We start from the raw sequence: 25,350 nt of genomic DNA, 5'->3' as shown, positions 1-25,350 counted from the left end.
CGTGGCATGCTGCGCCTGAACCTCGTGCTGCTGCTGGCGGTGATGGCCAGCGCCATCTTCCTGGTGCACAACCAGTACGAGTCGCGCCGGCTGTTCACCGAACTGGACCGCGCCGTGGCCGAATCGCGCCGCCTGGCCACCGAGCAGCAGCGCCTGCAGGTGGAAAAGCGCGCCCAGGCCACGCCGCAGCGCATCGAGGTCATGGCGCGCGAGCGTCTGCAGATGAAGCCGGCCACGCCGGCCATCGCCCAGTACGTCAATGACGATGCGCGCACGGGAGTGGCTCCATGACGCGCAGCGTGCTCTACACCTCCAGCCCCTTGCTGGCGTCCAAGACACCCCTGTGGCGCAGCAAGATGATCGTGGCCATGCTGGGCCTGGGCTTTGTCGGCCTGGGTGCACGCGCGGCCTATGTGCAGGTGTTCGGCAACGACTTCTTCCAGCGCCAGGGCCAGGTGCGCTTTGCGCGCACGTTGGAGCTGCCGGCCAACCGCGGCCGCCTGCTGGACCGCAATGGACTGATCCTGGCCTCCAGCGTGCCGGCCGCCAGCATCTGGGCCATTCCCGAAGATGTCGAGCAGGACGACCCCGAGGTCAAGGCCAAGCTCAAGCAGCTGGCCGCGCTCATGGAGATGCCGCTGCCCGCGCTGATGGAAAAGCTGGCCGACGAGGACAAGACCTTCGTCTGGATCAAGCGCCAGCTCGACTGGGACGTGGGCCAGCAGATCCATGCCCTCAACATCAAGGGCATCTACCAGCGCAAGGAATACAAGCGCCAGTACCCGGAAGGCGAATCGGCCGCCCACATCGTGGGCTTCACCAATGTGGAAGACCATGGCCAGGAAGGCATGGAGCTGGCCTTCGACAAGGAGCTGGGTGGCAAGCCCGGCTCGCGCCGCGTGATCAAGGACCGCCTGGGCCGCGTGGTCGAGGGCGTGGGCGAGGAAGTGCCGCCGCAGGACGGCCGCGACATCCAGCTGTCCGTGGACAGCAAGGTCCAGTACTTCGCCTACCAGAAGCTCAAGGAGCAGGTCATCGCGCACAAGGCCAAGGCGGGCAGCGTGGTGGTCATGGATGCGCACACCGGCGAATTGCTGGCCCTGGCCAACTACCCCAGCTACGTGCCCGACAAGCGCAAGAACCTGACGGGCGAGCAGCTGCGCAACCGCGCCATCACCGACACCTTCGAGCCCGGCTCGACCATGAAGCCCATCACCATCGGCCTGGCGCTGGAGTCGGGCCGCTTCAAGCCGGAAACGCCCATCGACACCACGCCGGGCCGCGTCAACGTCACGGGCTCGACGATTTCCGACACCCACAACTACGGCCTGCTCACCGTGGCCGGCGTGATCCAGAAGTCCAGCAACGTGGGCACGACCAAGATCGCGCTGCAGATGCCGGCCAAGGAAATGTGGGAAACCTTCTCGGCCGTGGGCTTCGGCCAGAAGCCGCAGATCTCCTTTCCCGGCGCCGCCAGCGGTCGCCTGCGTCCCTACAAGACCTGGAGGCCGGTGGAGCAGGCCACCATGGGCTATGGCTACGGCCTGTCCGCCAGCCTGCTGCAGATGACGCGCAGCTACACCGTCTTTGCCAACGGCGGGCGCGTGATCCCGGCCACCATGGTCAAGACCGACGAGCCGCCCGTGGGCGTGCCCGTGTTCTCTCCGCGCACGGCCAACGAGGTGCGCAAGATGCTGGCCCTGGCGGCCGGCCCCGGCGGCACGGGCCAGCGCGCCCAGACCATCGGCTACTCGGTGGGCGGCAAGTCGGGCACGGCCCGCAAGCAGCAGGGCAAGGGCTATGCCGCCGGCAAGTACCGCGCCTGGTTCACGGGCATGGCGCCCATCGAGAACCCGCGCATCATCGTCGCCGTGATGGTGGACGAGCCCAGTGCCGGCACCATCTACGGCGGCACCGTGGCGGCACCCGTGTTCAGCGAAGTGGTGCAGCAGACGCTGCGCCTGATGGGCGTGCAGCCCGATATGGAAGTCAAGCCCTTGATCGTCGCCAATCCCGTGGAGGAGCCCTCGCTATGAGTTCCTCCCAAGCCCTGCTGATGCTGTCGTCGGCCACCGAGGCTGTCCAATGGCTGGCCGCCCGCCTGCAAGGCAGCGGCACGCTGCAGACCGACAGTCGCAAGGTCCGGCCCGGCGATGCCTTCATTGCCTGGCCCGGCGCGGCCACCGATGGCCGCGCCCATGTGGCCTCGGCCCTGGAGCGCGGCGCCGTGGCCTGCCTGGTCGAAGCGCAGGGCGTCGAGCCCTTCGGTTTTTCCGGCGAGCACATCGCGGCCTTGCCCGGCCTCAAGGCCGCCACGGGCCTGATCGCCGACCAGTGGTTCCAGCATCCCAGCGCCCGGATCGACGTGCTGGCCGTCACCGGCACCAACGGAAAGACCACCACGGCCTGGTGGCTGGCGCATGCGCTGGCCCAGGTGAAGCTGCAGGAACGCAGCGGCTGCGCCCTGGTGGGCACGCTGGGCGTGGGCATCCCGCCCGCCCTGGAATCCACGGGAATGACCACGCCCGACCCGGTGCGGCTGCAGCGCGCATTCCGCGAGTACGCCGATGCGGGCCTGGCGGCCTGCGCCATCGAGGCCTCGTCCATCGGCATCGTCGAGCACCGGCTGGACGGCACGCGCATCCGCGTGGCGATGTTCACCAATTTCACGCAGGACCATCTCGACTACCACGGCAGCATGCAGGCCTACTGGGATGCCAAGGCCGCGCTGTTCGACTGGCCCGGCCTGCAGGCCGCCGTCGTCAATGTGGACGACGCGCACGGCGCGCGCCTGTGGGCCACGCTGCAGTCGCGCCCATCCTCTGCCGCGCTCGATGTCTGGAGCATTTCCATCGAGGGCGCGGCGCGCCTGCAGGCCAAGGACATCGCGCTGGGCGCCGAGGGCCTGAGCTTCACCGTGATCGAGGCCGGCCACAGCCTGCGCATGCACACGCGCATGGTGGGCCAGTACAACGTATCCAACCTGCTGGGTGTGCTGGCAGCGCTGCGCTGCCTGGGCCTGAGCCTGGACCAGGCCGTCGCTGCCTGCGCCCACCTGGAGCCCGTGCCCGGCCGCATGCAGCAGATCGTCCAGCCCGGCCAGCCGCTGGTGGCCGTGGACTACGCCCACACGCCTGACGCGCTGGACAAGGCCCTGCGCGCCTTGCGCCCGGCCGCCGAGCAGCGCCAGGGCCGGCTGTGGTGCGTGTTCGGCTGCGGTGGAGACCGCGATGCCACCAAGCGGCCGCTCATGGGGCAGGCCGCCCAGAAGAATGCCGACTGCGTGCTGGTCACCAGCGACAACCCGCGCAGCGAAGTGCCCGACCGCATCATCGACCAGATCCTGGCCGGCATGCAGCCGGGCGAGAACCTGCAGTCCCAGGCCGATCGCGCGGCGGCCATCGCCCAGGCGATCGCGCACGCCAGCGAACGCGACGTGGTGCTGATCGCCGGCAAGGGACATGAGGACTACCAGGAGACGGCAGGCCAGCGCCATCCGTTCTCCGACATGGCCGAGGCGCGCAAGGCGCTGGCGGCCCGTGAAGGAAAGAAGCGGTCATGATGACCTTGCAACAAGCGCTGGAGCTGATCCAGTCGCATATCCCCCAGGCACGGCTGGTCGGCAACGGCCAGACCGTGCTCACGCGCGTGCACACCGACACCCGCACGCTGCAGGCCGGGGATCTGTTCGTCGCCTTGAAGGGCGAGCGTTTCGATGCCAACCAGTTCCTGGTCCAGGCCCGCGAGGCCGGTGCCGCCGCAGCCCTGGCCCATGGCGGCCTGGAGGCTGCAGGCCTGTCCGGCATCGAAGTGCCCGATTCGCTGGCCGCCCTGGGCGCGCTGGCCACGGCCTGGCGCGCGCGCTTTGCGCTGCCGCTGATCGCCGTCACCGGCAGCAACGGCAAGACCACGGTCACGCAGATGGTGGCCTCCATCCTGCGTGCCCATGCGGGCGAGGCGGCGCTGGCCACGCGCGGCAACTTCAACAACTCCATCGGCCTGCCGCTGAGCCTGATGCGCATGACCGGCCAGCACCGCGTGGCCGTGCTGGAGATGGGCATGAACCATCCCGGCGAGATTGCCGAGCTGGCCGCCATCGGCCAACCCACGGTGGCCCTGGTCAACAACGCCCAGCGCGAGCACCAGGAATTCATGCACACGGTCGAGGCCGTGGCGCGCGAAAACGGCAGCGTGCTGCTGGCCCTGCCCGCCGACGGCGTGGCCGTGTTCCCCGCAGGCGACACCTACACGCCGCTGTGGCGTGAGCTGGCGGGCGCCCGCCAATGCCTGCTGTTCGGCGAGTCTGGCGACGGCGCCCATATCCACGCGCGTGACGCGCTGTGGCTGGGCGATGCCTGGCAGTTCACCCTGGCCACGCCCGAGGGCGAGGCGCCGGTGCGCCTGCACATCGCCGGCCGCCACAACGTGCGCAACGCGCTGGCCGCAGCGGCCTGCGCCCAGGCTGCCGGCGTGCCGCTGGCCGACATCGCACGCGGCCTGAGCGTGTTCGAGCCCGTGCAGGGCCGCTCGCGCGCGCTGAGCGTTTCGGTGCAAGGTCGCCCGGTCACCGTGATCGACGACAGCTACAACGCCAATCCCGATTCGGTGGCCGCGGCCATCGAGGTACTGCGCGAACTGCCCGCTCCCCAGCTGCTGGTGCTGGGCGACATGGGCGAGGTCGGCGACCAGGGGCCGCAATTCCATGCCGAGGCGGGCGCGCTGGCGCGCAGCCTGGGCATTGCCCGGCTGTTCACGCTGGGCGCGCAAAGCACATCCGCCGCCACCGCATTCGGTGCAGGTGCCCGGCATTTCGAAGACATGGCCTCGCTGCAACAGGCAGCCTGTGCCGCGCTGCCCGAGGTGGGTAGCATTCTGGTCAAGGGTTCGAGGTTCATGAAGATGGAGCAGGTGGTTCAGGCGGTCGAGGCGGCCGGCAAGGATGACGGTTGCAAGAAGGAGGCCGCATGCTGCTGATGCTGTCCCAATGGCTGCAGGGCCTGTCCCCCGAGTTCGGCTTTCTGCGCGTCTTCCAGTACCTCACGATGCGCGCCGTGATGGCCGCGCTCACGGCCCTGGTCATCGGCCTGCTGGCCGGACCGCGCCTGATCCGCATGCTGACCTCGCTCAAGATCGGCCAGCCCGTGCGCGGCTACGGCATGGAAACCCATCTGGCCAAGAGCGGCACGCCCACCATGGGCGGGGCGCTGATCCTGCTGTCCATCGCCGTGTCCACGCTGCTGTGGTTCGACCTGTCCAACCGCTTCGTCTGGATCGTGCTGCTGGTCACTCTGGGCTTCGGCACCATCGGCTGGGTCGATGACTGGCGCAAGGTGGTCAACAAGGACCCCGAGGGCATGCGCTCGGGCGAGAAATATTTCTGGCAGTCCGTCATCGGACTGCTGGCCGCGCTCTACCTGGTGTTCTGCATTTCGGAGAACACCAATGCCCAGGTCTTCGAGCTGTTCGTGACCTGGGTGCAGTCGGGCTTTTCGCTGGACCTGCCCCCCAAGGCCGGCCTGCTTGTTCCCTTCTTCAAGGAAGTCAGCTACCCGCTGGGCGTGCTCGGCTTCGTGGTCATGACCTACCTGGTCATCGTGGGCGCCAGCAATGCGGTGAACCTGACCGATGGCCTGGACGGCCTGGCCATCATGCCCGTGATCATGGTGGGCTCGGCCCTGGGCATCTTTGCCTACGTCACCGGCAATGCCGGCTACGCCAAGTACCTGCTGTTCCCGCACATCCCGGGCTCGGGCGAGCTGCTGGTGTATTGCGCGGCCATGGCCGGAGCGGGTCTGGCCTTTCTGTGGTTCAACGCCCATCCGGCCCAGGTCTTCATGGGCGACGTGGGCGCGCTGGCGCTGGGCGCTTCGCTGGGCACCATCGCCGTGATCGTTCGCCAGGAAATCGTGCTGGCCATCATGGGCGGCATCTTCGTGGTCGAGGCGCTGTCGGTGATGCTGCAGGTCACCTGGTTCAAGTTCACCAAGAAGCGCTATGGCGAAGGCCGTCGCCTGCTCAAGATGGCGCCGCTGCACCACCATTTCGAGAAGAGCGGCTGGAAGGAAACCCAGGTCGTGATCCGCTTCTGGATCATCACCATGCTGCTGTGCCTGCTGGGCCTGTCCACGCTGAAGCTGAGGTGAGTCCATGAACACCGAAGACTTCAAGACCGAACCTCCTGCGCTGCCGGCTGGCGAGCCCGCTGTCCCGGCGCTGCATGCCGAACTGGCCAAGGGGGCCGACTTTGCCTCGGAGTCTGCCGGCGAGCGGGCGGACGAGCCGGTCGCGGATCCGGTCCTGGATGATTCGCCGGCTGCGGCGCCGCAAGGCGCAGAGCAGCCGCTGGCTGCCGAGCCTTCGCAGGCGCTTGGGCTTGAGGCAGCCCCGGCCCCTGCGGCGATGACCGAGCCTGTACCCGACATCTCCACGCTGACGGCGGCCAGGGATGCCGCTGCCTTCGTGGCCCAGATCTTTGCCGACCCCAGCATCTCGGATTCCTCCGACGCCGAGGTCACCCCGGTCGCCACCGAAGAGGCGGTTGAAGCCGAACAGGTACTGCCACCCGTGGCTGCCGGCTGGCCCGGCGAGCAGGCCCAGCACCTGCAGGGCCAGCGCGTGCTCATCCTGGGCCTGGGCGCCTCGGGCCTGGCCATGGCGCGCTGGTGCGTGCGCTGCGGCGCCGAAGTCATCGTGGCCGATACGCGCCAGGCGCCGCCCCAGCTGGAACAGCTGTCCGCCGAACTGCCCCAGGCGCGCTTCGTGCCCGGAGATTTCACGGCCCAACTGGTGGACGGCCAGAGCCTGGGGCTGGTCTACCGCTCGCCCGGCCTGAGCCCGGCCGCCGTGGCGCCCGTGGTCGACACGGCCCGGGCCCAGGGCCTGCCCGTGGGCGGCGAACTCGATCTCTTCGCCATGGCGCTCAAGGCCCTGGCCGCAGCCCATGGCTACCGTCCCACCGTGCTGGGCATTACCGGAACCAATGGCAAGACCACGGTCACCTCGCTGACCGGCCAACTGCTGGAGCATGCCGGCCTGCGCGTGGCGGTGGCGGGCAATATCGGCCCCACGCTGCTGGACACGCTGACCCAGGCCATCGATGCCGAAACGCTGCCCCAGGCCTGGGTGCTGGAGCTGTCCAGCTTCCAGCTCGACGGCGTGCAGATGTTCGAGCCCACGGCCGCCGCCGTCCTCAATATCACCCAGGACCACCTGGACTGGCACGGCAGCCTGCGCGCCTATGCCGATGCCAAGGCCTGTATCTTCGGCAGCAGCGGCATCATGGTGCTCAACCGCGAGGACCCCGAGGTCATGCGCATGCTGCCGGCACCCGTGGTGCCGCCGGGCAAGCGCCAAAAGCCCCAGCAGCGCGCCCACATCACCTTCGGCGGCGACATGCCGCGCCGCCCCGGCGACTTCGGTCTGGAAGTGGTCAGCGGCATGACGTGGCTGGTGCGCGCCCATGAGGCCGACGAAACCGCCAAGGGCAAGAACGCCGAAGACCTGTACATCCAGCGCCTGATGCCCGCCGACGCGCTGCGCATCCGTGGCCGGCACAACGCCATCAATGCCCTGTCCGCCCTGGCCCTGGCCAGCGCGGGCGGCTGCACGCTGGCGCCCCTGCTCTACGGCCTGCGCGAGTACCGGGGCGAGCCGCACCGCGTCCAGCCCATCGGCCGCGTCAACGGCGTGGAGTACTACGACGACAGCAAGGGCACGAACGTGGGCGCCACCGTGGCCGCGCTGTCGGGCCTGGGGCCTGACCACCGCATCGTGGTCATCCTGGGCGGTGACGGCAAGGGCCAGGATTTCTCTCCGCTGGCCGCACCCGTGTCGCGCCACGTGCGCGCCGCCGTGCTGATCGGCCGCGACGCGGGCCGCATCCGCGCTGCGCTGCAGGACTGCGGCGTGCCCCTGGTCGATGCCACCACCATGGCCGATGCCGTGGAGCTGGCCGCCTCGCGCGCCCATGAAGGCGACGCCGTGCTGCTGTCGCCCGCCTGCGCCAGCCTGGACATGTTCCGCAACTACGAGGACCGGGCCCACCAGTTCGTCGATGCCGTGCGCGCGCTGGCGCTGGATGCCGGCCATGAACTCGGAGGTGCTGCATGAGCGCGATGAACGCCATGAACCAGGCCCTGGGCCGCATGCGCTCCTGGTTCGGAGGCGCGCAGGAAAAGGCCATCGACGTGCTGCCCGTGCGCCTGGGCGGTCCCCAGTACCACCGGCCCACGCAGACGCCGGCCAGCGTGCTCGGCCTGGACCAGGCCCTGATCTGGGTGGTCATAGGCCTGCTGGCCTGGAGCCTGGTCATGGTGTATTCGGCATCGATCGCCATGCCGGACAATCCGCGCTTCGGCAAGATCGCGCCCACCCATTTCCTGATGCGCCATGCCATGTCCATAGGCATGGCCTTCGTCGGCGCGCTGCTGGCCTTCCAGGTGTCCATGGCCACCTGGGAGCGCATGGCGCGCAAGCTCTTCCTGGTGTCCCTGGTCCTGCTGGTGGCCGTGCTGATCCCGCACGTGGGCACCGTGGTCAACGGCGCGCGGCGCTGGCTGTCGCTGGGCATCATGAACTTCCAGCCGTCCGAGCTGGCCAAGTTCGCCGTGCTCATCTATGCGGCCGACTACATGGTGCGCAAGATGGAGGTCAAGGAGCGCTTCTTCCGCGCCGTGCTGCCCATGGGGCTGGCCGTGGTGCTGGTCGGGGTGCTGCTGCTGGCCGAGCCCGACATGGGCGCCTTCATGGTGATCGTGGTGATCGCCATGGGCATCCTGTTCCTGGGCGGCGTGAACGCGCGCATGTTCTTCCTGATCGCGGCCCTGGTGGTGCTGGCCTTCGTGCTCATCATCGCCACCTCCGAATGGCGGCGCGAGCGCATCTTTGCCTACCTCAATCCCTGGGATGAAAAGCATGCCCTGGGCAAGGGCTACCAGCTGTCGCATGCGTTGATCGCCATCGGGCGCGGCGAGATCTTCGGCGTGGGCCTGGGCCGCAGCGTCGAAAAGCTGCACTGGCTGCCCGAGGCGCACACCGACTTTCTGCTGGCCGTGATCGGCGAGGAATTCGGCCTGGTCGGCGTGCTCCTGATCGCCGTCACCTTCCTGTGGCTCACGCGCCGCATCATGCTCATAGGGCGGCAGGCCATTGCGCTGGACCGGGTGTTCTCCGGCCTGGTGGCCGAGGGCATTGCGATCTGGATGGGCTTCCAGGCCTTCATCAACATGGGCGTGAACCTGGGCGCGCTGCCGACCAAGGGACTGACGCTGCCCCTGATGAGCTTCGGCGGGTCGGCCATCCTCATGAATCTGATAGCGATAGCGGTGGTGTTAAGGGTGGACTACGAGAACAAGTTGCTGATGAAGGGAGGGCATGCATGACGCAGTCCACCTCTCAAGGCACGCAACGCCAGCGCACGGCCCTGATCATGGCCGGCGGCACGGGCGGCCATATCTTCCCGGGCCTGGCCGTGGCCCAGGCGCTGCGCGAGCGCGGCTGGAACGTGCGCTGGCTGGGCGCCCCCGGCTCCATGGAGTCCCGCATCGTGCCGGCCCAGGGCTTCCCGCTGGAGACCATCGAGTTCTCGGGCGTGCGCGGCAAGGGCATCATGACCCTGGCCTTTTTGCCCATGCGCCTGCTGCGTGCCTTCTGGCAGGCGCTGGCCGTGGTGCGCCGCGTCAAGCCCGACGTGGTCGTGGGCCTGGGCGGCTACATCAGCTTTCCTGGCGGCATGATGGCCGTGCTGGCCGGCAAGCCCCTGGTGCTGCATGAGCAGAACTCCGTGGCCGGCATGGCCAACAAGGTGCTGGCCAGCGTCTCCCACCGCATCTTCACCGCCTTCCCCAACGTGTTCCCCAAGGGCCGCTGGGTCGGCAACCCCTTGCGCCAGGCCTTCACCGAGCAGCCCGCGCCCGAGCAGCGCTTTGCGGGCCGCAGCGGACCGCTGCGCCTGCTGGTGGTGGGCGGCAGCCTGGGCGCCAAGGCGCTCAACGAGATCGTGCCGCAGGCGCTGGCCCTGATACCGGCCGATGTGCGCCCCGTCGTGCTCCACCAAAGCGGCGCCGCACAGATCGACGCCCTGCGCGCCAACTACGCGGCGGCAGGCGTGCAGGCCGAGCTGACGCCCTTCATCGACGATACGGCGCGCGCCTTTGCCGAGGCCGATGTCATCGTCTGCCGCGCCGGTGCCAGCACGGTCACCGAGATCGCGGCCGTGGGCGCAGCCGCCATCTATGTGCCTTTCCCGGCCGCCGTGGACGACCACCAGACCGCGAACGCGCGTTTCCTGGTCGATGCTGGTGGTGGATGGTTGATGCAACAAAGCGCACTGACTGCCCAAACCCTGGCCGAAATGCTACAAAATATGCAGCGTGCGACGCTGCTGGAGCGCGCTGGAAAAGCCAAGAAAATGCAAAAGACCGAAGCCACCGCCGAGGTGGTCGCCGCCTGTGAGGAACTGGCCGCATGAAGCACGCCATTCATCACATCCATTTCGTCGGCATCGGCGGCGCCGGAATGAGCGGCATCGCCGAGGTGCTGCACAACCTGGGTTACGCCGTCTCGGGCTCGGACCTGTCCGACAGTGCCACGCTGCGCCGGCTCGCAGGCCTGGGCATTGCCACCCACGTCGGCCATGCGGCCGCGAACATCGAAGGGGCTGACGCCGTCGTCACCTCCACCGCCGTGCAGTCCGACAACCCCGAGGTGGTCGCGGCGCGCACGCACAAGATCCCCGTCGTGCCGCGTGCGCTCATGCTGGCCGAGCTGATGCGCTTCAAGCAGGGCATCGCCATCGCAGGAGCCCACGGCAAGACCACGACCACCAGCCTTGTGACCAGCGTGCTGGCCGAGGCCGGGCTGGACCCGACCTTCGTCATCGGCGGCAAGCTCAACAGCGCGGGCGCCAACGCCAAGCTGGGCCAGGGCGACTACATCGTGGTCGAGGCGGACGAGTCCGACGCCTCCTTCCTGAACCTGCTGCCCGTGATGGCCGTCGTCACCAACATCGACGCCGACCACATGGAAACCTACGGCCATGACTTCGGCCGGCTCAAGGGCGCCTTCGTCGACTTCCTGCACCGCATGCCGTTCTACGGCCGCGCCATCGTCTGCGTGGACAGCCCGGCCGTGCGCGAGATCCTGTCCCAGGTGGCCCGCCCCGTGACCACCTACGGCTTTGCCGAGGACGCCCAGGTGCGCGCCCTCAACGTGCGCGCCGAGGCCGGCCGCATGCATTTCACGGTGCGCCGCAGCAACGGCCAAAGCTATCCCGACCTGGACGTGGTGCTGAGCCTGCCGGGCGAGCACAACGTGCTCAACGCGCTGTCTGCCGTGGCCGTCGCCATGGAGCTGGAGATTGCCGACGAGGCGCTGCTGCGCGCCTTCGAAAGCTTCAAGGGCGTGGGCCGGCGCTTCCAGCGCTATGGCGAACTCCCTGCAGCGGACGGTGGCATCTTCACCGTCATCGACGACTACGGGCACCACCCTGTCGAGATGGCGGCCACGCTAGCTGCTGCGCGCGGCGCCTTCCCGGGCCGCCGCCTGGTGCTGGCCTTCCAGCCGCACCGCTACAGCCGCACGCGCGATTGCTTCGAGGATTTCGTCAAGGTCATCGGCCTGGCCGATGCCGTGCTGCTGACCGAGGTCTATGCGGCCGGCGAGGCGCCGGTGGTGGCGGCCGATGGCCGCTCGTTGGCGCGCGCCCTGCGCGTGGCCGGCCGGGTCGAGCCGGTCTTTGTGGAAGACGTTGCCGAGCTGCCGGCGGCCCTGGCCGCCCACGCCCGCGATGGCGACGTGCTGTTGTGCATGGGGGCCGGCTCGATTGGCGCCGTGCCCGGAAAGTTGGTTGAAATGCTTCAGAAACAAGAGCTGCAGGCGCAGCAGGGAGCTGCGCAATGAGCAGCTTCGGCACCCAGATCGATGTCAAGGCCCTGGGCAAGGTGGCCGTGCTGTTGGGCGGCCGCTCGGCCGAGCGCGAGGTCTCGCTGATGTCGGGCACGGGCGTGCTCAAGGCCCTGCTGTCGCAGGGCGTGGATGCCCATGCCTTCGACCCCGCCGAGCGGGACCTGGGCGAGTTGAAGAAGGACGGTTTCGACCGCTGCTTCATCGCGCTGCATGGCCGCTACGGTGAGGACGGCACGGTGCAGGGCGCGCTGGAGCTGCTGGGCATCCCGTACACGGGCCCCGGCGTGATGGCCTCCAGCATCGCCATGGACAAGATCATGACCAAGCGCATCTGGCGCTTCGAGGGTCTGCCCACACCCGACTGGCGGCTGGTCGCCAGCGCCGACGAGACCCGCGCCGCGCTGCAGGCGCTGGGCGCGCCCATGATCGTCAAGCCCTCGCGCGAGGGCTCGACCATCGGCCTGACCAAGGTCTGGACAGCCGAGGAATGCGAGCAGGCCTATGTGCTGGCCTCCCGGTACGACCCCGAAGTGCTCTGCGAAGAGTTCATCGAAGGCGACGAGACCACCTGCCCCGTGCTCGGAACCGGCGAGGGCGCCCACGCCCTGCCCGTGATCCGCATCGTCGCGCCCGAAGGCAACTACGACTACCAGAACAAGTACTTCACCGACGACACCCAGTACCACTGCCCCAGCGGCCTGCCTGCCGAGGAAGAGGCCGAGATCCGGCGCATCGTCGTGCGGGCCTTCCGCACGCTAGGCTGCCGCGGCTGGTCGCGCGCCGACATCATGATCCGCGCCAGCGACCGCAAGCCCTTCCTGCTGGAGATCAACACCTCGCCGGGCATGACGGGCCACTCGCTGGTGCCCATGTCGGCCCGCGCCATCGGCGTGAGCTACGAAAACCTGTGCCTGGGCATCCTGGCCAACGCCGCGCTGGACGCGCAACCGGAGCAGGAGCACGCATGAGCTACTCCCTGCCGGCCCCCTTCGACGTCAAGCTCATGAACGTGACCGCCACGGTCCTGTTCGTGGGCGTGGCTGCGCTGGGGCTGGCAGCGGTGAGCTGGTGGGCGCTGCGCCATCCGGCCTTCAATATCGGCCGCATCGTGGTCGAGGGCGAGCTGGTGCACAACAACGCGGTGACGCTGCGCGCCAATGTGGCGCCGGTGCTCACGGGCAACTTCTTCACCGTGGATCTCAAGGCCGCCAAGGCGGCGTTCGAGCAGGTGCCCTGGGTGCGCGAGGCGCAGGTGCGCCGCGACTATCCCAACAGCCTGCGCGTCATCCTGCACGAGCATGTGGCCGAGGCCTTCTGGGGGCCTGATTCGGGCACCGGCCTGGTCAACAGCTTCGGCGAGGTCTTCGAGGCCAACCTGGGCGAGCTGGACCGCGACGGCCTGCCGCGCCTGCAGGGCCCCGAGGACAGCGCCCCGCAGATGCTGCAGATGTACCGGCTGCTGGTGCCGGCGCTGGGGCCGCTGGATGTGGAGATCGACGGGCTGACGCTCAATGCGCGCGGCAGCTGGCAGCTCAGGCTGGCCAACGACGCACAGATCGAACTGGGTGGCGGCAGCGTGGAGGCCGTGCTGCAGCGCGTGCAGCGCTTCGTGCGCACGCTGCCCCAGATCACGACCCAATACAAGCGCAAGGCCGACGCCATCGAGTCGGCCGACCTGCGCTACGAAGACGGATATGCGCTGAGGCTGCGCGGTGTGACCACCGGCACGGCCAAGGCGCCGGCTGCAGTGCGTCCCCGACGCTGAAGACGAGGGAGGACAGACCTATGTACATGCACACCAAGCAGCGACACAGCGACAGGACAGAACCAACCGGGGGCGGATGCTGATATGGCAAGAGAATACAAAGATGTGATCGTCGGACTGGACATCGGCACGGCCAAGGTCATGGTCGTGGTCGCCGAGGTCCTGTACAACGGCGAACTCAAGCTCGCCGGCCTCGGCGTGGCCCCGAGCAACGGACTCAAGCGGGGCGTGGTGGTCAACATCGACGCCACGGTGCAGAGCATCCAGCAGGCGCTGAAGGAGGCCGAGCTGATGGCCGACTGCAAGATCCAGCGCGTGTGCACCGGCATCACCGGCAGCCACATCCGCGGCCTGAACTCCAGCGGCATGGTGGCCATCAAGGACAAGGAAGTCACGGCCACCGACGTGGCGCGGGTGATGGAGACGGCCAAGGCCATCAACATCTCCTCGGACCAGCGGCTGCTGCTGGTCGAGCCGCAGGAATTCGTGATCGACGGCCAGGAAGTGCGCGAGCCCATCGGCATGAGCGGCATCCGCCTGGAGGCCAAGATCCACATCGTCACGGGCGCGCAGAGCGCGGCCGAGAACATCATCAAGTGCGTGCGCCGCTGCGGCCTGGAGGTCGAGCAGCTGCTGCTCAACCCGCTGGCATCGAGCCAGGCCGTGCTCACCGATGACGAGCGCGAGCTGGGCGTGGCCGTGGTCGATATCGGCGCGGGCGCCACCGACGTGGCCATCTTCACGGGCGGCGCCATCCGGCACACGGCCGTGATTCCCATCGCGGGCGACCTGATCACCAGCGACATCGCCATGGCGCTGCGCACGCCCACCAAGGACGCCGAGGACATCAAGGTCGAAAGCGGCTATGCCAAGCAGCTGCTGGCCGACCCCGACGCCCAGGTCGAAGTGCCGGGCCTGGGCGACCGCAGCCCGCGCATGATCAGCAAGCAGGCGCTGGCCGGCGTGATCGAGCCGCGCGTGGAAGAGATCTTTTCTTTGGTGCAGCAGGTGGTGCGCGATTCAGGCTACGAGGAAGTGCTGTCCTCGGGCATCGTGCTGACCGGCGGCAGCGCCGTCATGCCGGGCATGGTGGAACTGGGCGAGGACATCTTCCTCAAGCCCGTGCGCCGCGGCATCCCCAAGTATTCGAGCGCATTGGCTGACATGGTGGCTCAACCCCGCGCCGCCACCGTGATGGGATTGCTCGAAGAGGCCCGCCTGGCTCGCCTGCGCGGTTTCAAGGTGGCACAAAAGAGTGGGTCGATGAAGACCGCTTTTGGCCGTTTCAAAGACTTCATCGTGGGGAACTTTTGATATGTGCTTTCATCGACTGCGCATTACCGGCCCGCCCACCGGCTTCCGAATACCGGACAGAAGACAGAATTTTCCCCAGACGGTGGTGACCACTTACAGAGAGCTACAGGAGAACCAACATGCCCATCGACATGATTGAAGTTGAAGAATTCAACCAGGGTACGCAGATCAAGGTGATCGGCGTTGGCGGCGGCGGCGGCAATGCCGTCGAGCACATGATTGCGCGCAACGTGCAGGGCGTGGAGTTCGTCTGCGCCAACACCGACGCGCAGGCGCTGCTGCGCAGCAGCGCCCACCGCACCATCCAGCTCGGTGGCAGCGGCCTGGGTGCGGGCAGCAAGCCCGACAAGGGCCGCGAAGCCGCCGAGCTGGCCGAGGACGACATCCGCACTGCCATCGAAGGCGCGCACATGCTGTTCATCACAGCCGGCATGGGCGGCGGCACGGGCACGGGCGCTGCGCCCGTGATCGCGCGCGTGGCCAAGGAAATGGGCATCCTCACCGTGGGCGTGGTCACCAAGCCCTTCGAGTGGGAAGGCGGCCGACGCATGGCCAACGCCGACAGCGGCCTGAGCGAACTCGAAGCCAACGTCGATTCGCTGATCGTCGTGCTCAACGAGAAGCTGCTGGACGTGCTGGGCGACGACATCTCGCAGGACGAGGCCTTTGCCCATGCCAACGACGTTCTCAAGAACGCCGTGGGCGGCATTGCCGAAATCATCAACGAGTACGGCCATGTGAACGTCGACTTCGAAGACGTGCGCACCGTCATGGGCGAACCCGGCAAGGCCATGATGGGCACGGCCAAGGCCGCCGGCCCCGACCGCGCGCGCATCGCCGCCGAGCAGGCCGTGGCCTGCCCGCTGCTGGAGGGCATCGACCTGTCGGGCGCCAAGGGCGTGCTGGTGCTGGTCACGGCCGCCAAGGGCAGCCTCAAGCTGTCCGAGTCGCGCCTGGCCATGAGCACCATCAATGCCTACGCCTCGCCCGATGCGCATGTGATCTACGGCGCTGCCTACGACGACAGCCTGGGTGACGAAATCCGCGTCACCGTGGTGGCCACCGGCCTGTCGCGCCCCAGCGCACGCCGCCAGAACATGCAGGTGGTGCAGGGCGGCCTGCGCACCGGTACCGACAACATGAGCTACCAGCTGCCTTCGGCCTCCATGGGTGCCGCAACGGCAGCCGGCGGCCTGGTCGGCGGTGCCGCTGGCGGCGCCGACTATGCCAACAACATGTCGGTGCCCAGCGTCTGGCGTACCAACCGCACGCAGGCCGCTGCCCGCGTCGATGCCCTGGCCTCCGGCGGCATGGACGATCTGGAAATCCCGGCCTTCCTGCGCAAGCAGGCTGACTGAGCAGCGGCCGATACGGTCGCTGCATGGTTGTGATAGCGAATGCCGTGCCAGGGCCATGCCCTGCGCACGGCTGCCGCACTTTAAAATAGCCGGATGCTCCAACAACGCACCATCAAGACGATCACCCGTGCCGTGGGCGTGGGTCTGCACAGCGGCCAGCGCGTCGAATTGACGCTGCGTCCCGCGCAGCCCGACACCGGCATCGTGTTCCGTCGCGTGGACCTGCCGGAGCCCGTGGACATCCCGATATCCGCCGAAGCCGTCACCGACACGCGCATGGCCTCGACCATCGGCACGGGCGGCGCCAAGGTGCATACCGTGGAGCACCTGATGTCGGCCATCGCCGGCCTCGGGCTCGACAACATCTACATAGACATCACCGCCGAGGAAGTGCCCATCCTCGACGGCTCCTCCGCCTCCTTCGTATTCCTGCTGCAAAGCGCGGGCATCGAGCTGCAGAAGGCGCCCAAGCGCTTCATCCGCGTCATCCGCCCCGTCGAGGTGCGCGAGGGCGAGGGCCAGAACCTCAAGTGGGCACGCTTCGACCCGTACCACGGCTTCAAGCTGCGCTTCGAGATCGACTTCGCCCATCCTGCCGTGGACTCCACCGGCCAGTGCGTGGAGTTCGACATGGGCGAGGACAACTACACGCGCGACATCGCACGCGCGCGCACCTTCGGCTTCACCAAGGACGTGGAAATGCTGCGCAGCCACGGCCTGGCGCTGGGCGGCGGCATGGACAACGCCATCGTCATGGACGACTACAAGGTGCTCAACAGCGACGGCCTGCGCTACGACGACGAGTTCGCCAAGCACAAGATCCTGGACGCCATCGGCGACCTGTACCTGATCGGCAGGCCCCTGCTGGCCGCCTACAGCGCCTTCCGCTCGGGCCACGGCATGAACAACCAGCTGCTGCGTGCCCTGCTGGCCCAGCCCGACGCCTGGGAACTGGTCAGCTTCGACAGCGAGCGCCAGGCGCCCAAGGGCTTCGCCCAGCCCGCGCGGGCCTGGTGAGGCGGGCGCCGCCATGCTGATCTTCCGCTGGCTGGCCACCGTGCTGCTGCTGGCGTCAGCCGTGTCCTTTGCGTTCTACCTGGGCACGGGCCAGCCCCGCTACAAGCGCTGGGGCTTCATCATCCTCAAGTGGACCGTGATTGCCGGCGTGACCTTCTTCGCCGTGCTGTTCTTTGGACGCATCGTCTGAAACCTTGAGCGGATTCCAGGCTTCAGCTACTCGGCAGGGCTTGGTGAAAACACCCAGGCCGTAGTACGCGTGGGGCTCAATAGGAAATATCTGATCTTTTTCTTCATATTTTCAGAGCTGTCCTATTTGTCGATTCTCATGGATCTTTTAGCTTTTCGGTACCTGGCGGGCTCTTGTGGCAAGTGCCTGCCGGGGTAAAAAATGCTAAAGGAGACTTCATGCATATCAGCTGTATTACCCGAGAGCAGGCCCATCGTTTCATTAATGAAGAAATGAGACGTCCTCAGAGCAACAAGGTGTTGCATGCCCACCCGAGTCCGTTGTATTGGAGAGGCCCGAATGGGGAAGAAAATGATCGTTGGGAGGCGCGCAGAGAATCAAGCAATACCCGTTCAATGAATGCCAATTTCTATATAGGCATACCTTATTGCCTCCCTACTACACCAAATCATTGTGGTTTCTGTCTATTCCCCACGCAGGACTATGGCGGGAATGGCGCCATGTTGAAATATCTCGATTATCTGGAGAAAGAGGCGCAGATGATGGCGTGTCATCTTCGCCATGATAGGCTTTCATCTGTTTATGTGGGGGGAGGCACTCCAAATCTGTTGCGCGCCGAGGACTATATTCGGCTAATGAATATCACTAGGCGTATTTTTGGTGAACCGTCGGAAGGTGTGGAGCGAACGCTTGAAGGTATTCCCCAACTTTTCAACCATGACAAGGTTCAAGCCATAAAAGAGGCGGGTTTCAACAGAGTCAGCATGGGGGTGCAGCAGATGAGCGACAGGCTCATTCGATACAGTGGTCGAAGGCAGACCCATGAGCAGGTGATCAGCGCCCTGGAAGAGTTCAATGCTGCACGCCTTTCCGTCAACGTAGATCTCATTTATGGCTGGCCTGAGCAAACCTTGCATGACATGTTGCGCGATCTTCGTGAAGTCTGCGATCTCGGTGTGCGCCATATCACGCTATATCAACTCAATATCGCTGGTCGAAGTGATTTCAGCCGGCAGCAGCGAGATCTTTTGCCCTCGTTCGAGAATACGTACGAGATGTATGAAGCTGCTTGCAGCTATCTAGGATCGCGTGGCTTCCGTCAGGCAACGCTTTACGATTGGGAGCGCATCGAAAGTGAGGCGGGGAGATTTTCGTATGAAAATGCCGAGCGCTATCAATATGAGCAGCAGCTTCGCGAATTTCTTCAAAAGGATACCGAGGGTGTGATGGCGGTGACCTGCAACATGGTCGGCATCGGCTATGCGGCCATCAGTGGCTGCATGACTTGGCCAAATGAAGGCGGGCCAAACTGGATACAGATGAACAAGCGCTCAATGCAGGGCTACTTCGAATGCATTGATGCTGGTATTTTGCCAGTAGAAAAATACTTCGAATATACGCCGGAGGATCTTCGGTTGGTCTATATATTTCAACAATTGCAGACTATGAAAATTGATGGGACTACCTATGAGCAAGCATTTGGTACGGCGGTAGTCCAAGACTATGCGCCCATATGGGATGAACTGGATGCACGGCAATGGATAGAGAAATCTGGGTCTACCATTCGCATGGTGGGTCTAGGGCGGTTCTTGATTCCGATGATTCAATCATTGTTCTCGCATGCCCGCTTGCAGGAGATGCGTATGGGCCGCGATGCAATTCAGGCTGAAGGCAAGCGCTTCATCCAGATTTCAAAAGGTTGACGGCGCATGCAGAAAATCCATGCACCGACCAGGGATGGCCATGTCATCGTGCTGACGCGCATCGGCCCTTCGGAGGGGCCAGTGGTGGCCGTGACGCATGGCACGTTTTCTAACGTCACGTCATGCAAGAGACTAGGTAGATTCCTCGCTTTACAAGGTTATGGCGTTTGGCTGTTTGATTGGCGCGGGCATGGGCTGAATCCGCCAACCACCCACGACTACGACTTAGAAACGGTGGCCGAAGAGGACATTGAAAGCGCTCTCGGAGAGATTCATCGTCAAGAGGGGGGGCGGCGCTTGACGCTCATAGGGCATAGCGGTGGAGGTATTGCCGCTGCCATCTGGGCTGCGCGTCGGCCCGATCGGGCGCATGCGTATCTGGCTGGCCTGGTGCTACTTGCCGCCCAGGTGACCCATGCTGCGGCAACTTTTGCGTCGTGGGCTGCAATCAAGGGCTACGGGGCCTGGATTGCCCGCAGACAATGGCTTACCGCGAGCGGCATGGTCGGTCCCGAGAGGGAAAGCGCCCGCCTGATGCGCCAGTGGTGCTATTGGAACCTGCAGCGCAAATTCGTCGGTTATGACGGCATGGACTATTTGCGCAGGCTAACCGAGGTTCGTATTCCCGTTCTGGCGCTTGCGGGATCTGCCGACCGTGTGATCGCCCCTTGGCAGGGGTGCGAAGCTTTAGCCAGGGCTTTTGGAGGTAAGGACATCGAATTCCTGCTGTGCGGCAAGGCCACCTGTTTTCAGGAGGACTACAGTCACAGCCGGCTGTTGATGGCGGGCAACGCGCAGTCCGACGTATATCCACGGATCGCGCAGTGGATGAAGCTGAGGATCGGCGCCGCATCATCCTTAGAGCCTGCTCACGGTCTCGCGGGAGACGGAGCGCAGTGCTCCGAGGCGCCTCAATAGACCCTGCCGCCCTTGTAGACCGCATGCTGGCGGCGCTGCAGCTGCGTGACCTCGGCCATCTTCGTCATGGCGGCGCCTGCATGGGCGTGGGTGATGGCCAGGCCCAGGGCGTCGGCGGCATCGGTGCCGGGCAGGCCGGGCAGTTGCAGCAGGCGGCGCACCATTTCCTGGATCTGGCTCTTGGCCGCGCGGCCATGGCCGGTCATGGCCTTCTTCATCTGCAGTGCCGTGTATTCGGCGACCGGCAGGCCCGCATTGACCAGGGCCGTGAGCGCGGCGCCGCGCGCTTGGCCCAGCAGCAGCGTGGACTGGGGGTTGACGTTGACGAAGACGATTTCCACGGCCGAGGTGTCGGGCTGGTAGCGGCTGGCGACTTCCGAGATGCCGTCGAACAGCAGCTTGAGCCGGCCCGGCAGGTCGCCGAGCGCGATGCCCGTGGTGCGGATGGTGCCGCTGGCCACGTAGGCCAGGCGGTGGCCGTCGACGTCGATCACGCCGAATCCCGTGGTCTGCAGACCGGGGTCGATTCCAAGGATGCGCATGGGGTGAATGTAGCTGTTCAGGGGACGACGGCGCTGGGCATTCTCTGCATGACCGTGCGCGTGCGCTGCAGCAGATAGCCGGAGTTGGGCAGCTTCTCGAAGCGCTTGGGCTGGGGCAGCATCACGGCCAGGCGCGCGGCCTCGGCGGCGCTGAGCTGGGAGGCGCTCTTGCGAAAGTAGTGGCGAGCGGCCGCCTCGGCGCCGAACACGCCCTGGCCCCATTCCACGCTGTTGAGGTAGATCTCCAGGATGCGCTGCTTGCTCAGCATCAGTTCCAGCAGCTGGGTCAGCACCAGTTCCTGCCCCTTGCGCAGCAGGCTGCGTTCGCCCGACAGCAGCAGGTTCTTGGCCAGCTGCTGCGTGATGGTGGAGCCGCCATAGATCTTGGGCGCCTTGCCGTTGTCGGCCTTCATGGCCCGGGCTTCGGCGCGCTGGTTGCGCTGCCAGGCTTTCTCGATGGCTTCCCATTGCACCCCGTGGTGTTCGGTGAAGCTGTCGTCTTCGGAGGCAATGACGGCGCGCTTGAGCGTGGGCGCGATGCGGTCATAGGGCAGCCATTGCTGGCTCCAGTGCAGGCCTTCGGAGCTGCGCAGCATCTGCCAGGCTTCGGAGCGCTGGAAGGCTGTGGACTCGGGATCGACCACCACCATCAGCGCAATGCGCAGCACGAAGAACAGCTGCAGCAGCAGGCCGGCGCACAGCACCAGCAGCAGGGCGCGTGCCAGGGATTTCATGAAGCGCTCAGCCGCCTTGAGCAATATGGGCGCGCAGCTCGTTCAGCACCTGGGCCGAGGGCGGGCGCACGCCGCGCCACAGCGCAAACGATTCGGCCGCCTGCTCCACCAGCATGCCCAGCCCGTCGCGGGCCGTGGCGCCGTGCTGTTCGGCCCACTGCATGAAGCCCTGGGCCGCGGGGCCGTACATCATGTCGTAGGCCAGGCTGCCAGTGCGCAGCACGCGGGCCGGCACGGGCACCTCGGCACCGGCCAGGCTGCTGGCGGTGGCGTTGATGACCACGTCGAAAACCTCATCCACGGCCTGCTGCTCCAGCGCCACCAGTTCCACGCCATGTTGCGCAGCAATGGCGGCATGGCGCTGCACCAGGGCCTGGGCGCGCTCGAAGGTGCGGTTGACCACGGCGATGCGGCGCGGGCGCTCGGCAAGCAGCGAGCCCAGTGCGCCGGCTGCGGCGCCACCCGCGCCCAGCAGCAGCAGGTCGCGTCCGGCCAGCGGCACGCCTGCATTGCGCACGATGTCGGCCACCAGGCCCAGGCCGTCGGTGTTGTCGGCATGGATGCCGTCCGCCGCCAGCACCAGGGTGTTGGCGGCGCCGGCCAGTTGCACGCGCTCGCTGGAGGTGGTGGCCAGCTGTGCGGCTTCCAGCTTGAAGGGTACGGTGACATTGCAGCCGCGTCCGCCTGCCGTGACGAAGGCGCGCACGGCCTCGGCAAAGCCATTCAGCTCCACATGCTGGCGCTCGTAGTGCAGGTCCTGCCCGCACAGTTCGGCAAAGCGGGCATGGATCCAGGGCGAACGGCTGTGCGCGACGGGGTTGCCCATGACGCAGTAGCGGTCAGAGGAGGTGGCGGCAACGGAAGTCATGTCGAAAAAATGGAGTGCGAAGAGTGCGGGGCGCTACTGGGCTACTGGACCGTGGTCTGCAGCGTCTGCTCACGCGTGAACTTGAAGCGCGAGACCACGGCGATCTGGTCGGCCTTGGCGCGCATGGCGGGGCCGAAGTGGCCGAAGGGGCCGGCCGCACGCGCGATGGCTTCGGCGCGGGTGTCCAGCAGGCGGTTGCCCGAGCCCTGCACTATCTCAGTGGACAGCACGCGGCCGTCGTGGTTGACGGTGAGGATCATGACCAGCTCGCCATAGAGCTTCTTGCCGGCCTGCTCGGGAAAGTTCTCCGTGCCCTTGTCCTCGACCTTGCGGCGCAGGCCGTCGTAGTAGATGGCGTAGACGGCCTCGCGCGTGGACGGGCTGATATAGCGCTTCTTGGGGCGGGCGTTTTCTTCGTTGATGCGTTTTTCGATCTCGGCCAGCAGCTTGACCAGCTGCTGGCGCTTTTCCTGCTGGGCCTGCTGCTCCTTGGTCTGCTTTGCCGCCTCGCGCGGGTCCAGCGGCGGCAGGGCCGCGACCTGCTTGCGCAACTGCGTCAGCAAGACGGTCTGCTGCTCCTGCATGGAGTCGATCTGGCGCTGGCGTTCCTCGAAGTCGTCGCCCACGGCGGTGAGCGCCGAGTAGGGCATGGGGCTGGAGGCCCGGCCCTTGTCGGCTTCGCCGCCGCCGGCCAGCGAGGTCTGGGCGATGGCCTGCGCCTTGTCGGGCTGCTCGTTGGCGCGGGCATTGACCAGGATGACTTCCAGCGGCGTGTCCTGGAACACGCGGTCGAAGCGTTCCGGATCGATGAACCGGAACGAGAGCAACCCGGCATGCAGGGCAATGGAGACACCCAGTGCCAACTGCAGCGTACTCAGGGAACGGAAGGCGGTAGGCAGTTTCACGTCAGATCTAAGGCAGTGGCTTGGATGCGAGGCAGGGGCGCGGGCAGATCAGGGCTGGGCAGGATCGGCCGCGGGCGTGCCGTCGGTCTCGTTCATGTCCACGGCGATGGCGATGGGGCCGGCCACGGCCTCCTCGTCGTCCTCCGCTCCATCGTCGGCAGCGGCGGCGTCGCTGTCCAGGCGCTCGATCAGCGTGCCCGAGACATCGAGCGCGATCTCGTCGATCTCGCCCAGGCGCACGCGCACATGGGCACCGCGCGGCAGGCCGGTGACGCCCAGCACGGGGAAGACCAGCGGCAGGTCGTCGGCGCGCACCAGCAGGCCGCCGCCCATGCCTTCCTTGATGACGGTGGCCGTCAGCTCGGTGATGGCGTTCTGCTGCAGGTACTTGAGCGTCCAGAAGCGCTCCATGCCTGCCTGGTAGCCGTTGTAGGCGCTGTAGGCGCCGTCAAAGCTGCTGATGATGCCGAACAGCTCGGCATCCTTGGGCTTGAACGGCGCGGCCAGTGCGGCGGTCTTGCCGTGGCGCGCGCAGGCAATGATCTGCCACTGGTTGACCAGGTCCACATAGCGGCGCAGCGGCGAGGTGGCCCAGGCATAGCTCTTGACGCCGATGCCCGCATGGGGAAGCGCCTTGGTGGACATGCGCACCTTGATGCCGGGGGCCAGGCTGGCCTGGCTGCGGTAGATGCCGGGCACGCCCAGATCGGCCATCCAGCCGCCCCAGGTGCTGTTGGCCACGATGGCGGCCTCTGCCACGATCAGGTCCAGCGGTGCGCCGCGCTTGCGCACGGTGATCTCGACCTGCTCGTTGCCGCGGGGCTCGGCGCTGCCGTTGCCCACCAGGCGGAAGTTGTAGTCGGGACGGTTGAAGTTCTCGGGCTTGCCCCGCACCAGTTCGCGCCCGGCCTTCAGGTGCCTGGCCCAGCGCTGCAGGAACGTCAGTTCGGCGCGCTTGCCCTGCAGCACTTCGGGCGTGCCCTCGACCTCGATGGACGGGTCGGCCAGCCACTGCTCGGTGACGATGTGGTCCAGCTTGTCATGGCGGAAGTTGACCTGCACGGGCACGCGTTCCAGGCGCGTCTCGCTGGCCGTGGTCTCCAGCGTGGCCTCGTCCACGGTGACGTACAGCGACACGGCGGGGTTGGCGCGGCCTTCGTCCAGCGTGTAGATCTGCACCACCTCGTTGGGCAGCATGGTGATCTTGTAGCCGGGCATGTAGACGGTGGACAGGCGCGAGCGGCCGAGCTGGTCCAGCGGCGTGCCCGGCACGATGGCCAGGCCGGGGGCCGCGATGTGGATGCCCACGGTGACCGTGCCCGTGCCCAGGCCGCGCACCGACAGCGCGTCATCGATCTCGGTGGTGGCCGAGTCATCGATGGAAAACGCCTGGACATCGGCCAGCGGCAGCTCTGCCGGAGGCTGGGGCGCCTCCAGCGGCGGAAATTGCGTGCCCTTGGGGAAGTGGTCGAAGAGGAAGCGCTTCCAGTGGAATTCGTAGGCCGATTCAATGGCGCCGGCCCTGTGCAGCAGATCCAGCGGTGCCAGGCGCGTGGCGCGGCTGGCCTCGACCACGGCCTTGTATTCGGCGGCGTTCTTGTCGGGGCGGAACAGGATCTTGTAGAGCTGTTCGCGGATGGGGCCGGGGCATTCGCCGGCGCCCAGCTGCTCGGCCCAGGCCGTGATCTGGGCCTGGATCTGCTTTTTCTTCTCTATGCCGGCCAGCGCCTGCTGCAGGATTTCGGCCGGCGCCTTCTTGAAGCGGCCCTTGCCGGCGCGGCGAAAGTAGTGCGGCGCCTCGTAGATGCGAAACAGCGCGCCGGCCTGCTGGGCCAGCGTGGCATTGTCCGAGAAATAGTCGCGTGCCAGGTCGGCGAAGCCGAATTCCTCCTCGGGGGCGAATTCCCAGGCCAGGTCCAGATCAATCTCGGCGGCCATTGCCTGGCCCTGGGCGATCAGCTCGGCAGGCGCCGGCTTGTCGAACTTGAGCAGGATGTTGGCGGACTTGACCTTGACCCGTTTGCCCGAGTCCAGTTCCACCTGGGCGGAGGTGTCGGCTTCGGAGAGGATGCGGCCGGCCAGGAACTTGCCGGCTTCTTCAAACAATGCGTGCATAGCCCGATATTCTCCCA

The 25,350-nt window shown here is 66.5% G+C and carries 22 protein-coding genes; 17 read left to right on the top strand and 5 right to left on the bottom strand.

Features of this window, described 5'->3' with window-relative positions:
- Positions 1 to 6: 6 nt before the first annotated feature.
- The 17 genes from ftsL to ACRSCF_RS25785 all read left to right on the top strand — a co-directional run bounded on the left by ftsL (position 7) and on the right by ACRSCF_RS25785 (position 20,169).
- Positions 7 to 291 carry a cell division protein FtsL gene (ftsL, locus tag ACRSCF_RS25865; protein ID WP_012203393.1) on the top strand — a complete coding sequence of 95 codons (285 nt, stop codon included), beginning with the start codon at positions 7 to 9 and terminating at the stop codon, positions 289 to 291.
- Positions 288 to 2,036 carry a peptidoglycan D,D-transpeptidase FtsI family protein gene (locus ACRSCF_RS25860; RefSeq protein ID WP_013804112.1) on the top strand — a complete coding sequence of 583 codons (1,749 nt, stop codon included), beginning with the start codon at positions 288 to 290 and terminating at the stop codon, positions 2,034 to 2,036. The genes ftsL and ACRSCF_RS25860 overlap by 4 nt, the downstream gene beginning before the upstream one ends.
- A complete protein-coding gene (locus tag ACRSCF_RS25855) occupies positions 2,033 to 3,562 on the top strand; it encodes a UDP-N-acetylmuramoyl-L-alanyl-D-glutamate--2,6-diaminopimelate ligase (protein WP_016453129.1) in 1,530 nt (509 codons plus the stop codon). The genes ACRSCF_RS25860 and ACRSCF_RS25855 overlap by 4 nt, the downstream gene beginning before the upstream one ends.
- Positions 3,559 to 4,974, top strand: a complete 1,416-nt coding sequence (locus ACRSCF_RS25850) for a UDP-N-acetylmuramoyl-tripeptide--D-alanyl-D-alanine ligase (protein WP_047217442.1) — start codon at positions 3,559 to 3,561, stop codon at positions 4,972 to 4,974. The genes ACRSCF_RS25855 and ACRSCF_RS25850 overlap by 4 nt, the downstream gene beginning before the upstream one ends.
- Positions 4,965 to 6,143 (top strand): phospho-N-acetylmuramoyl-pentapeptide-transferase, encoded by a 1,179-nt coding sequence (gene mraY / locus ACRSCF_RS25845; protein ID WP_016448034.1) that lies wholly within the window; start codon positions 4,965 to 4,967, stop codon positions 6,141 to 6,143. The genes ACRSCF_RS25850 and mraY overlap by 10 nt, the downstream gene beginning before the upstream one ends.
- Positions 6,144 to 6,147: 4 nt before the next feature.
- Positions 6,148 to 8,109, top strand: a complete 1,962-nt coding sequence (gene murD, locus ACRSCF_RS25840) for a UDP-N-acetylmuramoyl-L-alanine--D-glutamate ligase (RefSeq protein ID WP_016448033.1) — start codon at positions 6,148 to 6,150, stop codon at positions 8,107 to 8,109.
- Positions 8,110 to 8,114: 5 nt separating this feature from the next.
- Positions 8,115 to 9,380, top strand: a complete 1,266-nt coding sequence (ftsW, locus tag ACRSCF_RS25835) for a putative lipid II flippase FtsW (protein WP_017404612.1) — start codon at positions 8,115 to 8,117, stop codon at positions 9,378 to 9,380.
- On the top strand, positions 9,377 to 10,468 hold the full coding sequence (gene murG, locus ACRSCF_RS25830; RefSeq protein ID WP_017404613.1) for an undecaprenyldiphospho-muramoylpentapeptide beta-N-acetylglucosaminyltransferase: 1,092 nt from the start codon (positions 9,377 to 9,379) through the stop codon (positions 10,466 to 10,468). The genes ftsW and murG overlap by 4 nt, the downstream gene beginning before the upstream one ends.
- Complete coding sequence (murC, locus tag ACRSCF_RS25825; protein ID WP_016453132.1) at positions 10,465 to 11,898, top strand: UDP-N-acetylmuramate--L-alanine ligase; 1,434 nt, start codon at positions 10,465 to 10,467, stop codon at positions 11,896 to 11,898. The genes murG and murC overlap by 4 nt, the downstream gene beginning before the upstream one ends.
- Positions 11,895 to 12,872 (top strand): D-alanine--D-alanine ligase, encoded by a 978-nt coding sequence (locus ACRSCF_RS25820; protein WP_016448029.1) that lies wholly within the window; start codon positions 11,895 to 11,897, stop codon positions 12,870 to 12,872. Before murC ends, ACRSCF_RS25820 begins: the two co-directional genes overlap by 4 nt.
- Entirely contained in the window at positions 12,869 to 13,669 is an 801-nt protein-coding gene (locus ACRSCF_RS25815) for a cell division protein FtsQ/DivIB (RefSeq protein WP_016448028.1), read from the top strand. Before ACRSCF_RS25820 ends, ACRSCF_RS25815 begins: the two co-directional genes overlap by 4 nt.
- Positions 13,670 to 13,753: 84 nt before the next feature.
- A complete protein-coding gene (gene ftsA / locus ACRSCF_RS25810) occupies positions 13,754 to 14,983 on the top strand; it encodes a cell division protein FtsA (RefSeq protein ID WP_012203404.1) in 1,230 nt (409 codons plus the stop codon).
- A gap of 119 nt (positions 14,984 to 15,102) precedes the next feature.
- A complete protein-coding gene (gene ftsZ, locus ACRSCF_RS25805) occupies positions 15,103 to 16,341 on the top strand; it encodes a cell division protein FtsZ (protein ID WP_016448027.1) in 1,239 nt (412 codons plus the stop codon).
- Positions 16,342 to 16,434: 93 nt separating this feature from the next.
- The gene (gene lpxC, locus ACRSCF_RS25800) at positions 16,435 to 17,358 is read left to right on the top strand and encodes a UDP-3-O-acyl-N-acetylglucosamine deacetylase (protein ID WP_012203406.1); all 924 of its coding nucleotides are present in this window, start codon (positions 16,435 to 16,437) and stop codon (positions 17,356 to 17,358) included.
- Positions 17,359 to 17,371: 13 nt separating this feature from the next.
- On the top strand, positions 17,372 to 17,548 hold the full coding sequence (locus tag ACRSCF_RS25795) for a hypothetical protein (RefSeq protein WP_016448025.1): 177 nt from the start codon (positions 17,372 to 17,374) through the stop codon (positions 17,546 to 17,548).
- Between the two features lie 218 nt (positions 17,549 to 17,766).
- Complete coding sequence (locus tag ACRSCF_RS25790) at positions 17,767 to 19,251, top strand: coproporphyrinogen-III oxidase family protein (RefSeq protein ID WP_244387456.1); 1,485 nt, start codon at positions 17,767 to 17,769, stop codon at positions 19,249 to 19,251.
- A gap of 6 nt (positions 19,252 to 19,257) precedes the next feature.
- Positions 19,258 to 20,169, top strand: a complete 912-nt coding sequence (locus ACRSCF_RS25785) for an alpha/beta fold hydrolase (RefSeq protein ID WP_154835660.1) — start codon at positions 19,258 to 19,260, stop codon at positions 20,167 to 20,169.
- On the opposite strand, the gene ruvC is transcribed toward ACRSCF_RS25785, so the two are convergent.
- Genes ruvC through ACRSCF_RS25760 form a run of 5 tightly spaced genes read right to left on the bottom strand, consistent with a single transcriptional unit; the run spans position 20,163 to position 25,333 of the window.
- Positions 20,163 to 20,711 (bottom strand): crossover junction endodeoxyribonuclease RuvC, encoded by a 549-nt coding sequence (gene ruvC / locus ACRSCF_RS25780; RefSeq protein ID WP_016448023.1) that lies wholly within the window; start codon positions 20,709 to 20,711, stop codon positions 20,163 to 20,165. The genes ACRSCF_RS25785 and ruvC overlap by 7 nt on opposite strands.
- Before the next feature lie 17 nt (positions 20,712 to 20,728).
- Entirely contained in the window at positions 20,729 to 21,445 is a 717-nt protein-coding gene (gene mtgA / locus ACRSCF_RS25775; RefSeq protein WP_016448022.1) for a monofunctional biosynthetic peptidoglycan transglycosylase, read from the bottom strand.
- Between the two features lie 7 nt (positions 21,446 to 21,452).
- Positions 21,453 to 22,313 (bottom strand): shikimate dehydrogenase, encoded by an 861-nt coding sequence (aroE, locus tag ACRSCF_RS25770; protein WP_034366294.1) that lies wholly within the window; start codon positions 22,311 to 22,313, stop codon positions 21,453 to 21,455.
- 41 nt (positions 22,314 to 22,354) lie between these two features.
- The gene (locus ACRSCF_RS25765) at positions 22,355 to 23,218 is read right to left on the bottom strand and encodes an energy transducer TonB (RefSeq protein ID WP_016448020.1); all 864 of its coding nucleotides are present in this window, start codon (positions 23,216 to 23,218) and stop codon (positions 22,355 to 22,357) included.
- A 48-nt stretch (positions 23,219 to 23,266) separates the two neighbouring features.
- Positions 23,267 to 25,333: a ribonuclease catalytic domain-containing protein gene (locus tag ACRSCF_RS25760; RefSeq protein WP_046983931.1), complete on the bottom strand. Its 2,067-nt coding sequence runs from the start codon at positions 25,331 to 25,333 to the stop codon at positions 23,267 to 23,269.
- Between the last annotated feature and the right edge of the window lie 17 nt (positions 25,334 to 25,350).

Source organism: Delftia sp. 11MD, assembly GCF_050907895.1.
In the GTDB taxonomy this organism is placed as follows: Bacteria; Pseudomonadota; Gammaproteobacteria; order Burkholderiales; family Burkholderiaceae_C; genus Comamonas; species Comamonas tsuruhatensis.
The sequence above is the reverse complement of the archived record's forward strand: the minus strand, read 5'-3'. Positions and strand labels throughout refer to the sequence as shown.